This is a genomic window from Bradyrhizobium sp. P2_E8 (genome assembly GCF_056403875.1).
Window position 1 is genome coordinate 1 of the sequence record NZ_JBFUES010000105.1, and the last position, 12,463, is coordinate 12,463.

Below are 12,463 nucleotides of genomic sequence, written 5' to 3' on the forward strand. Positions count from 1 at the left end.
GGCGCCGCAGCCCGCGCGCGCGGCCTGCAACACGCCTGGCGCGCTCGGGGTCGCCCGCACCGTCGAGATCGACACGACAGGCGGTCCAGGCTTCGGCTTCGAGCACTTCAAGGAGCTCGACTTCCTGCGCGACAAGGAGGTGGTGTTGACCTTCGACGACGGCCCCTGGCCGAAGAACACGCCCGCCGTGCTGAAGGCACTCGCCGATGAATGCACCACCGGCATCTTCTTCTCGATCGGCAAGCACRCGACCTATGAGCCGGAGATCCTCAAGCAGGTCTACGCGGCCGGCCACACCGTGGGCACCCACACCTGGTCGCACGCCAATCTCAACAACAAGAAGCTCACGGAAGCGCAGCGCAAGGAAGAAATCGAGAAGGGCCTTTCGGCGGTGAAGTGGGCGCTCGGCGGCATCTCGCCCTCGCCGTTCTTCCGCTTCCCGGCACTCCAGCATCCGCCGGAGATGGTCACCTATCTCGGCAACCGCAACACGGCGATCTTTTCCTGCGACATCGACTCCTTCGACTTCAAGGCCTCCAAGCCCGAGAAGGTGGTCGAGACCGTGATGAAGAAGCTCGACGGCAAGGGCAAGGGCATCGTCCTGATGCACGACTTTCAGAAGCATACGGCAGAAGCTCTGCCCGAGCTCCTCAAGCGCCTGAAGGCGGGCGGCTACAAGGTGGTGGCGATGCGCTCCAAGTTCCCGGCGTCGACGCTACCGGAGTACGACCAGGAGCTGCTCAAGGACATCAAGCTGCCGACGGTCAGCAACCGGCCGGTCAACAGCGTGGTGACGACGGTCTCCGAATAGCCGCGCCCTTGCCCTTCCGCATCGAAGGCTACGTCATCGTCTCCGCGGACGGCATGCTCGCCGACGCGAGCCATGTCATGCCTGACACCCTGAAGTTCGAAGGCGACAAGCTGTTCTTCGAGCAGGCGCTCGATCGCGCCGCGCTGATCGTGCACGGCCGGCACTCGCACGAGCAGCAGCCAAACTCTCCGAAGCGCAAGCGGCTGATCACGACCCGCAAGATCAAGGCGCTCACCGTCGATCCGGAGATGCCGAACGCGACATTGTGGAATCCGGATCACGCGAGCTTCGAAGAGGCCTGCGCCTTCGCCGATGTCGCCTCCGGCCTGGTCGCGATCATCGGCGGTCCCGTCGTGTTCGACATGTTCATGGACCGTTACGACACGTTCTGGCTGTCGGAGGCCCCGCATCTGCGCCTGCCCGGCGGCGAAGGCTGTTTTGTCGGCGTGCCGGAGCGGACGCCGCACGAGGTGCTGGCGTCACACGGGATGAAGCCGGGCGCGCCGTTCCTGCTCGACGCGGCGCATGACGTCACGGTGACGCCGTGGCGGCGCGGCTAGCGCAGGCCTGCCCTACGGCGTCGGCAAGTGATAGGCCAGCACACCGCGCAGCGTGTGCACTGTGCCGCCTGCGCTCAGGCTGGTCATGAAATCAGACGCCAGATCGTCCCTCGCGCCGAGATGCGTGACGCGATATTCGGCCCGGGCCGAAATGCTGTCGGTGAAGAAGCGCTCGAAGCCGCCGCCGAACGTCGCGCCGTGATATTCCCGCGTCGGAGCGGTGCCGGGAAATCCGAGAAAATCGTACGAGATCGATTGCGCGGTCGTTCCGCTGTAGCCGCCGAGCAGGTAGACGAGCGTCTCCGGCGCTACGAGATAGCCGACGCGTCCGCCAACGGTCCAACCCCACTTCACCGCAGCGAGATCCGACGAGATCGCGACACCAGCTCCTCCGGTCGATGCAGTGACCTTGGCGCCGCCATTCGTCCCGGCATCGATCAGCCCGAATGCGCCGACAACCCATCTCGGGGCGATCTGGCGATCGTAGCCGATCGTGAAGGTGCCGCCGACATCGGCGCCGCCGAGACCGGACGCGTTGAAATCCAGCACGCCGGCGAACGAGCCCGCGACATGGGGCGTGATGACATCGCCCCCGATGCCCGCACCGACGTAGACGCCCGTCCATGTGGGAGTCAGCGCCGGCGTCGCCGATGCAGTCGCAGGTCCGCCGAACTGGCCGAAGCGATAGGCCGCGCCGATCCTGACCACATGCTCGGAGAGGTCGGCGGTCCAGACCGCGCCGAGTGGATCGACAGTCGTATTACGGCCAAGCGCGACGTAGCGGTATTCGCTGCGCAGCGAGACGTTATTGGCGAGGCGATACTCCGCGCCGGCGCCGACCGTGTAACCGTGCGACGTCAGCGCCGATTCCTGCACGGTGAACGAGGGGCCTCCGCCGAGGATCACGTAGTTGAGGTTCCAGTTGTTGATCCGCATCTCGCTGTAGCCGGCGAGGCCATAGAGCAGGATATCGGGCGTCACCAGAAATCCTGCACGGCCGCCGATCGTCCAGCCCTGGTCCAACGACGGCAGCGCAGCGCTCAGGCTCTGGCCAAAAAAAGTGCTCGTCGCACTGGCCGTCGTTCTCTGGCGCGACCAATCGTAATCGACGAAACCGCCGACCACTACCCGCGGCGCAACCTGGACGTCAAATCCGGCGAAAGCAGACAGCCCGAGATCGGCGCCCTGCAAGCCGTCGAGATTGAACAAGTCCGGGCCGCCGCCGACCGGTGTCAGGTTTGACCGGCCGGTCGCGAAGTCGAAGCCGAGTCCAGCGCCGATGTAGAATTGGGTCCAGTTCGCCACGGGCGCGGCTAGCGGCCGCGCCTTTACGGGAAGATCGGCCGCAGAAGATTGCACGACGGCAAACGTCGGACCCAACGTTACGCCCAGAACCGCAGCCGCACGCGCAGCCACCCGTCGCCTCGAATGAACCAAGTCCGCCCCCGATCGCCCCGAACTGCGCCGGCCCTATTCGACCGCGACCGGTAGTATTCGGCTCAAACACAGTCCGACAAGTCGGGACATGCGTGCATTCCATGGCGGCCACGATTATGTGGAAGCGCTGTGATATCAAAGCCATAATCTGTGAACGAGGGTTCACGCGAGCGGCACCCGAAGCCGTTCTGGAAGCCCGGCGGCTACACGTCCCCGTACGCCGCCTCGGCCGGGCGCGTGGTGCGGCCATAGCCGATGATCATGCAGAGCGCCCCGATGATCGAGAGATTCTTCAGCGCGTCGACCAGCATCTTGGCGTTGTCGGGCGGCGCCAGATTCCAGAAATCGTAGAACAGCACGGTCGCGACCGCGACGTAGATGATCAGCAGCATGGCAAAGAACCGCGCGCCGAAGTTCAGCGCGATCATCAAGCCGGCGATGACCTCGAGCGCGCCGACCGCGATGGCCAGCAGTTGCGGCGTCGTCATGGCGCTCGCCGTCTCGATCTGCTTGGCGTAAGGCGCGATGATTTCAGGCACCACGACCTTGGTGGCGATGAAATCGGCGGTCGCCTGGATGGCGAACAGCTTTGTTGCGCCCGTGTAGATGAACAGCACGGCAAACAGAATTCGCCCGAAAGTCACGAACGCTGGCATGATCGGCCTCTTGGCTCAGGCTTTCTAAAATCGGAACCTGGACGAAAGTCCCGAACGATTATGAAGAGTCGTTCGCCGGTTTACAAACGGGGAAATGGAAAACTGCGAGTAATTCAAAGCTGGCCGCGCGCCATTCGTAGGCGCTCCCTCGCGGAATCGAATCGAGGGCGGCGCGATTGGCACAACGATCTCGACGTCATGCCCGGGCTTGACCCGGCCATCCACGACTTAGCTCGCCGGACAAGGAACGTGGATGCCCGGGACCAGCCCGGGCATGACGAGTTCGCGGAACGTCAATCCTACGTAAACAACGTCGGCTGCTGGCGCGCCGCGCGCTCCTGCGCTTCCACGACGGCGACTGCGGTCATGTTGAGGATGCCGCGCGCGGTCACCGAGGGGGTGAGGATGTGCGCCGGGCGCGCCGGGCCGATCAGGATCGGGCCGACGGGCAGCGCGTCCGCGAGCGACTTGATCATCTGATAGGCGACGTTGGCGGTGTCGAGGGTCGGCATGATCATGATGTTGGCCTCGCCCTCGAGCTTGGAGTGCGGCAGCACCATCCTGCGCGCAGCGGCCGAGAGCGCGGTATCGCCCTGCATCTCGCCGTCGGCCTCGATCTCCGGATGCTTGTCCTTCAGGAGCTGGGTCGCCCGCCGCATCTTGCGCGAGGATTCGGTGTCGTAGCTGCCGAAATCGGAATGCGAGACGAAGGCGATCTTCGGCTTGATGTTGAAGCGCTGGACGTGGACCGCCGCGAGCGAGGCGATCTCGGCGAGTTCTTCCGCGCTCGGATTGGGGCGAACCTGCGTGTCGGCGATGAAGAAGGCGCCCTTGCTGGTGATCAGCAGCGCCAGCGCCGCATAGTCGCTGATGCCCGGCGAGAAGCCGACGATCTCGCGGACATGGCGCAGATGGCTCATGTAGCGGCCCTCGACGCCGCAGAGCATCGCATCCGCCTCCCCGCGCGTCACCGCGAGGGCGGCGATGACGGTATTGTTGGTGCGCACCACCGTGCGCGCCGCATCCGGCGTCACGCCGCGGCGGCCGGCGACCTCGACATAGGACTGCACGTAGGATCGGTAGCGCGGATCGTCCTCGGGATTGACGAGGTCGAAATCCTTGCCGGCCTTGATCGACAGGCCGAAGCGCTTGATGCGCGCCTCCACCACGGACGGACGACCGACCAGGATCGGCGTCGCCAGCTTCTCCTCCAGCACCACCTGCGTGGCGCGCAGCACGCGTTCGTCCTCGCCCTCGGCGTAGATCACGCGCACCGGCTGAGTCTTGGCCTTGGCGAACATCGGCTTCATGACGAGGCCGGAGCGGAAGGCGAAGCGCATGAGCTGCGCGGCATATTCGTCGAAATTGGTGATGGGACGCGTCGCGACGCCCGACTCCATTGCGGCCTTCGCAACAGCCGGCGCCACGCGCAGGATCAGCCGTGGATCGAACGGGCTCGGAATAAGCGAGCCCGGACCGAAGCCGCCCATCTCGCCGGTGTCGACCCCTTGCGCCACCGCATCCGACGGCGCCTCGCGGGCGAGCTGCGCGATGGCCTCGACGGCGGCGTGCTTCATCTCCTCGTTGATGGCGCTGGCACCGACGTCGAGTGCGCCGCGGAAGATGAAGGGAAAGCACAGGACGTTGTTGACCTGGTTCGGATAGTCCGAGCGGCCGGTGCAGATCATGGCGTCGGGGCGCACCTTCCGCGCTTCCTCCGGCATGATTTCGGGCGTGGGATTTGCGAGCGCCATGATGAGGGGCTTGTCGCCCATCGCCTTGCACATCTCAGGCTTGAGCACGCCCGGTGCCGACAGCCCGATGAAGATGTCCGCGCCGCCGATGACGTCGGCAAGGGTGCGCTTGTCGGTCTTCTGCGCATAGACCGCCTTCCAGCGGTCCATCGAGGTGTTGCGGCCCTCATGCACGAGGCCGTCGATGTCGCAGACCCAGATATTCTTGCGCTGCGCGCCCATCGACACCAGAAGATTGAGCGTCGCGATGGCCGCGGCCCCTGCCCCCGAGGCCACGATCTTGACGTCCGAGAGCTTCTTGCCGTTCAGCCTGAGGCCGTTGGTAATGGCGGYGGCGACGATGATGGCGGTGCCGTGCTGGTCGTCATGGAAGACCGGGATCTTCATGCGCTCCTTCAGCCGCGCCTCGATCTCGAAGCACTCCGGCCCGCGGATGTCCTCGAGATTGATGCCACCGAAAGTCGGCTCGAGCGCCGCCACGGTCTCGACCACCCGGTCGATGGTGTCGGCGGCGATCTCGATGTCGAACACGTCGATGCCGGCAAACTTCTTGAACAGAACCGCCTTGCCCTCCATCACGGGCTTGGAGGCCAGCGGGCCGATATTGCCGAGGCCGAGCACCGCGGTGCCGTTCGAGACCACGGCGACCAGATTGGCGCGGGTGGTCAGCGTCGCGGCCTCGGCGGGGTTCTTGGCGATCTCGGTGCAGGCAGCCGCAACGCCCGGGGAATAGGCAAGCGCGAGATCGCGCTGGTTGGCAAGCGGCTTGGTCGCCTGGATCTCGAGCTTGCCGGGGCGCGGCAGACGATGATAGGCGAGCGCCGCCTGGTGGAGGTCATCAGAATAGGACGACATGCGGTCTTGCCTCGCGTTACCGGCCTCAAACTACGTTGTCCTGACCGGTCTGTCGCGGGTTGCGGTATTCCGGGTCATGGAAACGGGATGAAGCACGGCCGGCGCCCCGGTGGCAACATCCGATTCCGCCCCCATCAACAGGCCGCGCGGTCAAATAATTGAAAACCATAGCTTTCCCTGGACCGCCCCGGGCTTTGCGAATATGGCAGGTTGCGCAGTGCAAAACGAGCAACTGGAGCTGGGAATGAAGCGGATCCTGATCGGCCTGATCGCACTCGCCGTGCTCGCCGCGGGCGGATGGATCGGCTTCGACCTCTATGCCAGGCATCGCGCCACCGCGGAGATCGAGGCCGTCTTCGACCGGATCCGCAGCCAGGGCGGCAAGGCAACCCACGGCAGGGTGGCGTTCGACGTGACGAGCCGGACGCTGACGATCGAGGACATCGCAGTCGATCCCGCCGGGCAGCCGCAGGCGCACGTCAAGATCGCCGGCATCAAGGGTGTGGGCGTCCGCCAGGCCGATGAGACCCGCTTTGCAGCCGCCAGCATCGAGATCTCCGGTTTCGAGGTCGCGCTGGACGAGGTCGGCCCCGGGAAGCTGAAGACCTCCTACAAGGTCCCGCAGATGATCGTGCGGGATTACGCGGGCCCTGTTCACGCCCAGAATGCGCCGGCGTCAGGCTCCCTGATCGACTTGTACCGATTTGTGCTCGATCAATATGCGAGCGTGACCGCATCTTCAATCGCGGCCCCGACCCTCACTGTCGCCTTCGATGCCGGCAAAGGCGCTGCCGGCAGCGGCGAGGTCGTCTATTCGGGTCTGGCGATCCAGAAGCTCGGCAAGGGCAAGGTCGACGCGATGAAGGCCGACCGCGCCGCCTTCACGATCAACGTGGAGCAGGCCGGCAAGGCGGTCAAACTGTCCGGCGAGATGTCCGACATCATCATCAATGAATTCGACTCGACCGCAATCGCCGCCGCCCTCGATCCGCAGAAGGCGAGCGACGACAGCTACCATCGCGTTTACGGACAAATGTCGAGCGGCACTTATGTGGCGACGTCGACGCAGGGCATGCGGATGCAGGTCGATGGCATCGCGATCGCCGATATCGCGGTCCGGCCGTCGAAATTCCGGCCGGCCGAGATTCTCGCACTGCTGCCGACGGACCGCTACGTTCAGCCGACCCCGGCGCAATCGCGCGAGATGATGGAGAAGCTCGCCGGCCTCTATGAYGGCCTTCGCGTCGGCAAGATCGAGATCGGCACCATGTCGGTGACGACCCCGCAAGGGACGCCCCGGCTGAGGGCGATCAGGTACCAGGAGGGTGAGTTCGCGCTCGAAGGCCTCGATGCGCCGACGCCGCAAGGCCAAGTGAAGATGGAGCGCTTCGCGCTCAAATCACTCAGCCTCGCCAACCTGATGCGTTGGGCCGCGAGCCTCACCACTCCCGGGCAGGCGCCCTCGCCCGAACAGATGCTGGGCCTGTTCCAGGTGCTCGAAGGCGCCGAGATCAAAGGCGTGGTCTCGCCCTACAAGAACACGCGGCAGCTCGTCACCATCGACACGATCAGCCTGAACTGGGGCCAGCTGGTCGGGTCGATCCCGAGCAAGGCCAACCTGGTCGTGAAGATGGTCGCCCCCACCGATCCGGCCAATCCCACGCAGCTGCCGCTGACGATGGCCGGCATCGACAAGCTGGCAATCAACCTCGATCTCGGCGCGGCCTGGACGGAGTCCTCCGGCGCGCTGGCGCTCGCGCCGGCCACCATCGACCTCGGCAACCTCGCCAGGGCGCAGCTCCGCCTCGCACTCGCCAACGTGCCGCGCGGCGTGTTCACGGCCGACGCGGTGCAGGCCATGAGTCAGGCCGGACAGATCGAAGCCGGCGCGATCGAGCTCTCCTTGCGCGACAGCGGCGTCGTCGATCTGGTCGTAGCGCAGTTTTCGCGCATGCAGAATGTCAGCCGCGACGCCGCGCGCGGCGCCATCGTCGAGATGATCCGGGCACAGGGGGAGAAGATCGCGGCCGCCAATCTCGACGCCAAGGCAGCGGTCGATGCCTTCGCCGGCTTCGTCGAGACGTCAGGGCAAACGCTCACCATCAAGCTGACGCCGCTCGGCAAGGTGCCGGTGCTTCAGCTCATGGATGTCCTGAACAGCGAGCCGATCGTCGCGCTCGCACAATTCCGGATCGAGGCGTCGACGGGGCTGTAGGCCGCATCCCTGCGCAAGGGATGGCAGTTGGACCAGCGAAAATCCCTCCGCGTCATTGCGAGCGCAGCSAAGCAATCCAGAGTCCCTCCGCGGAAAGATTCTGGATTGCTTCGCTGCGCTCGYAATGACGACGTGGAGAGACCTGACGCCATATCAATCAGGTCGACTCGCGGAGAGCCCCCTCACCCGCTTCGCATCTTCGATGCGTTGCGCCCTCCCCCCAAGCGGGGAGAGGCGAAGGATCAGCTCACTTCTGCGGCAGGTTCACCCGCACATGCAGCTCGCGGAGCTGCTTGGTCGTGGCTTCCGAGGGTGCGCCCATCAGGAGGTCCATGGCCTGCTGGTTCATCGGGAACAGCGAGATCTCGCGCAGATTGGTGGTGCCGCAGAGCAGCATCACGATGCGGTCAACGCCCGCGGCCATGCCGCCATGCGGCGGCGCGCCGTACTGGAAGGCGCGGTACATGCCGCCGAAGCGCTCGACCACTTCCTGCTCGCCGTAACCTGCGATCTCGAACGCCTTCACCATCGCTTCCGGAACATGGTTGCGGATGCCGCCCGAGGCGATCTCGTAGCCGTTGCAGGTGATGTCGTACTGGAACGCCTTGATGGTCAGCGGATCCTGGCCCTTCAGCGCCTCGAGGCCGCCCTGCGGCATCGAGAACGGGTTGTGCGAGAAGTCGACCTTCTTGTCGTCCTCGTTGTACTCGTACATCGGGAAGTCGACGATCCAGGCGAGCTCGAACCGCTCCTTGTCGGTGAGGTTCAATTCCTCGCCGACCTTGTTGCGGGCGAGACCAGAGAACTTCCAGAACTTGTCGGGATCACCGGCGACGAAGAAGGCGGCATCGCCTTCCTTGACGCCGATCTGCGCGCGGATCGCAGCGGTGCGCTCGGGCCCGATGTTGTTCGCAAGCGGACCGGCGCCCTCGCCGCCCTCACGCCACATGATGTAGCCAAGGCCCGGCTGGCCCTCGCCCTGCGCCCACGAATTCATGCGGTCGCAGAAGGCGCGGCTGCCGCCGCCCGGTGCCGGGATCGCCCAGACCTGGTTCTTGGGGTCTTCGAGCATGCGCGCGAACACCTTGAAGCCGGAGCCGCGGAAGTGCTCGGAGACGTCCTGCATCTCGATGGGGTTGCGCAGGTCCGGCTTGTCGCTGCCGTATTTGCGCAGCGCTTCGGCGAACGGAATCCGGCGCCAGTTCTGGCTCACCGGCTTGCCCTTGGCGAACTCCTCGAACACGCCGGTGATCACGGGCTCCATCGCCGCGAACACGTCTTCCTGCGTGACGAAGCTCATCTCGACGTCGAGCTGGTAGAACTCGCCCGGCAGGCGGTCGGCGCGCGGGTCCTCGTCGCGGAAGCACGGCGCGATCTGGAAGTAGCGGTCGAAGCCCGACATCATCAGCAGCTGCTTGTACTGCTGCGGCGCCTGCGGCAGCGCGTAGAACTTGCCGGGATGGATGCGCGAGGGCACCAGGAAGTCGCGCGCGCCCTCCGGCGAGGACGCGGTCAGGATCGGGGTGTTGAACTCGAAGAAGCCCTGCCCCTCCATGCGCCTGCGCATCGACTTGATGATTTCGACGCGCGTCATGATGTTCTGGTGCAGCTTCTCGCGGCGCAAATCGAGGAAGCGGTACTTCAGGCGGATGTCTTCAGGATATTCCTGGTCGCCAAACACCGGCAGCGGCAGGTCGCCGGCGGGGCCCAGCACCTCGATCTCGCTGACATAGATCTCGATCTTGCCGGTCGGCAGATCGTCATTGTCGGTGCCTTCAGGGCGGCGACGGACCTTGCCGTCCATCTTGACGACGAATTCCGAGCGCAGCTTTTCGGCCAGCGAGAACGCCGGCGAGTCCGGGTCGACCACGCACTGGGTCAGGCCGTAATGATCGCGCAGGTCGATGAACAGCACGCCGCCATGGTCGCGAACGCGATGGACCCAGCCCGAGAGGCGGATCGTCTCGCCAATGTTGCTCTCGCGGAGCGCGCCGCATGTATGTGACCGGTAGCGATGCATGGTCGTCCCAAAATCAGTGTCGGAGGAAGCGAATCGAACGGCTGAGGTGGCCGGTCCGAAAGTTGCGGCAGGGTTTACCCGACGAGGCCCAAGGCGGCAACCAACGGAACGGGCTGTTTTGGGCCCGGAAGGCCCATTTTGGGCCGATTGGGCCTCAAGCCTTTGCCATCAGGCGTTCTCCGCCTATCTTTACCTCCATGACCGTCCATTTCCCCTTCCAGAACTCCTATTCGGCGCTGCCGGACAGCTTCTTCGCCCGCGTCGCACCGACCCCTGTTGCTGCCCCCCGGCTGATCAAGCTGAACCGGCCCTTGGCGGTCCAGCTCGGGCTCGATCCGGCCCCCTTGGAGACCCCCGAGGGCGCCGAAATCCTGGCCGGGAAGACGGTTCCTGATGGAGCCGACCCCATCGCCATGGCCTATGCCGGCCACCAGTTCGGGCAGTTCGTGCCCCAGCTCGGCGACGGAAGGGCGATCCTGCTCGGCGAGGTCATCGATAGGGACGGCGTCCGCCGCGACATCCAGCTCAAGGGCTCGGGCCCCACCCCGTTCTCCCGCCGCGGCGACGGCCGCGCCGCGCTCGGGCCCGTCTTACGCGAATACATCGTCAGCGAAGCGATGTACGCGCTGGGCATTCCGACCACACGCTCGCTTGCCGCCGTCGTCACCGGCGAACACGTCATCCGCGAGACCGCACTGCCCGGCGCGGTGCTGACCCGCGTCGCCTCGAGCCACATCCGCGTCGGCACCTTCCAGTTCTTTGCCGTCCGCCGTGACACCGATGCGATCCGCCGGCTCGCCGATCACGTCATCGCCCGCCACTACCCAGAGCTATCAGGCACCGAGCGGCCGTATCACGCGCTGCTTGCCGGCGTCGTCGCGCGCCAGGCCGAGCTCGTCGCGCGCTGGCTATTGGTCGGCTTCATCCATGGCGTGATGAACACCGACAACTCCTCGATCTCGGGCGAGACCATCGATTACGGCCCCTGCGCCTTCATGGAYGCCTACAACCCCGCGCAGGTGTTTTCCTCGATCGACGAGATGGGCCGCTATGCCTATGCCAACCAGCCGCGCATCGCGCTGTGGAACCTGACGCGGCTCGCCGAGTGCCTGCTGCCGCTGTTCGGCGAAGAGCAGGACAAGGCGGTCGAGCAGGCGCAGGAGATTCTYGGCGCATTCCCCGAGACCTTCAGCAAGGCCTATCAGGCGGGCCTGCGCAAGAAGGTCGGCCTGTTCACCGAGCGCGACGGCGACGAGGCCCTGATCCAGGACCTGCTCGACGCCATGGCGAAGAACCAGGCCGACTTCACCCTCACCTTCCGCAGGCTCGGCGATGTCGCAGGCGATCCGGCCGCGGACGACGCGCGCGCAGAGTTCATGGACCCCGCAGCCTTCGATGAATGGGCCCGGCGCTGGCGCGAGCGTCTCGCGGCCGAGCCGCAATCCGCCGCCGAGCGGCAGACCGCCATGAACGCCGTCAACCCGATCTTCATCCCGCGCAACCATCGCGTCGAGGCCGTGATCCAGGCCGCCGTCAACAACGACGACTACGCGCCGTTCGAGGAATTGGTGAAGGTGCTGGCGAGGCCCTACGAGGACCAGCCGGACTATGCCGCCTACGCCGATCCGCCGCTGCCGGATCAGCGCGTGCTGCAGACGTTTTGCGGGACGTGAGCGACAAGCTCGGTGCGTAGGCTGGATTAGCCGAAGGCGTAATCCGCCAACCGGCTCATCCCCGTTCTCCAAACTCGCCGATGAACTGGGCGTCGCCGCCCCAATCCGCAGGAAACAATCCTGCGCTGACGAACGCGCGGCGATAGTCCGACATTCGCCTCAAATAGCACAACTTGAAGTTGGCTCACAGTGGTGGATTACGCCTTCGGCTAATCCACCCTACGGCTGCCTCCTTGTGGACACGTTCTGCCCGCCGGAACYGCTGTCATCAAACTGAAACACTCGCGCTCTAACGGCCTGTCCAGGGCCGTCCTGCCAGAGGCGCCCATCCTCCAACAGTCCTGACAGCGTGCCATGCCCTTCAAATTCATCCACATCACCGACACGCATCTCGCGAACCCCGGGCTGAAGCTCTACGGCCTCGATCCGCGCGCCCGATTGGACGCGGCGATTGCCGACATCAACAAGCACCAGTCCGACGC

The 12,463-nt window shown here is 65.3% G+C and carries 8 protein-coding genes and 1 pseudogene; 5 read left to right on the forward strand and 4 right to left on the reverse strand.

The genetic code is table 11. The annotated features are described in order from the left end of the window. Both AC1D00_RS08550 and AC1D00_RS08555 read left to right on the forward strand, forming a co-directional pair. Nucleotides 1–811, forward strand: an 811-nt coding sequence (locus AC1D00_RS08550) for a polysaccharide deacetylase family protein (protein ID WP_477010353.1), incomplete at its 5' end; no start/stop codon positions are given. Between the two features lie 8 nt (nt 812–819). Then, on the forward strand, nt 820–1,371 hold the full coding sequence (locus AC1D00_RS08555; RefSeq protein ID WP_404555780.1) for a dihydrofolate reductase family protein: 552 nt from the start codon (nt 820–822) through the stop codon (nt 1,369–1,371). Nucleotides 1,372–1,383: 12 nt separating this feature from the next. On the opposite strand, the gene AC1D00_RS08560 is transcribed toward AC1D00_RS08555, so the two are convergent. The 3 genes from AC1D00_RS08560 to AC1D00_RS08570 form a co-directional block, all read right to left on the reverse strand. Next, nucleotides 1,384–2,676: an outer membrane protein gene (locus tag AC1D00_RS08560; protein ID WP_477010354.1), complete on the reverse strand. Its 1,293-nt coding sequence runs from the start codon at nt 2,674–2,676 to the stop codon at nt 1,384–1,386. A gap of 335 nt (nt 2,677–3,011) precedes the next feature. Further along, entirely contained in the window at nt 3,012–3,464 is a 453-nt protein-coding gene (locus AC1D00_RS08565; RefSeq protein WP_027542933.1) for a DoxX family membrane protein, read from the reverse strand. A gap of 299 nt (nt 3,465–3,763) precedes the next feature. Then, nucleotides 3,764–6,073, reverse strand: a complete 2,310-nt coding sequence (locus AC1D00_RS08570) for an NADP-dependent malic enzyme (protein WP_477010355.1) — start codon at nt 6,071–6,073, stop codon at nt 3,764–3,766. Nucleotides 6,074–6,317: 244 nt separating this feature from the next. On the opposite strand from AC1D00_RS08570, the gene AC1D00_RS08575 reads away from it, so the two are divergent. Further along, nucleotides 6,318–8,288 carry a hypothetical protein gene (locus AC1D00_RS08575; RefSeq protein WP_477010356.1) on the forward strand — a complete coding sequence of 657 codons (1,971 nt, stop codon included), beginning with the start codon at nt 6,318–6,320 and terminating at the stop codon, nt 8,286–8,288. Between the two features lie 247 nt (nt 8,289–8,535). On the opposite strand, the gene aspS is transcribed toward AC1D00_RS08575, so the two are convergent. Beyond that, on the reverse strand, nt 8,536–10,308 hold the full coding sequence (aspS, locus tag AC1D00_RS08580; RefSeq protein WP_477010357.1) for an aspartate--tRNA ligase: 1,773 nt from the start codon (nt 10,306–10,308) through the stop codon (nt 8,536–8,538). Nucleotides 10,309–10,505: 197 nt separating this feature from the next. On the opposite strand from aspS, the gene AC1D00_RS08585 reads away from it, so the two are divergent. Then, nucleotides 10,506–11,981, forward strand: coding sequence for a protein adenylyltransferase SelO (locus tag AC1D00_RS08585; protein WP_477010358.1), 1,476 nt, complete (start codon nt 10,506–10,508; stop codon nt 11,979–11,981). 354 nt (nt 11,982–12,335) lie between these two features. Further along, nucleotides 12,336–12,463, forward strand: a pseudogene (locus AC1D00_RS08590) (phosphodiesterase); the annotation flags it as partial.

What these genes read in the sequence shown, in the direction of transcription:
- aspS (WP_477010357.1), bottom strand. Translation starts at nt 10,308, where the DNA reads ATGCATCGCTACCGGTCACATACATGCGGCGCGCTCCGCGAGAGCAAC.
- AC1D00_RS08565 (WP_027542933.1), bottom strand. Translation starts at nt 3,464, where the DNA reads ATGCCAGCGTTCGTGACTTTCGGGCGAATTCTGTTTGCCGTGCTGTTC.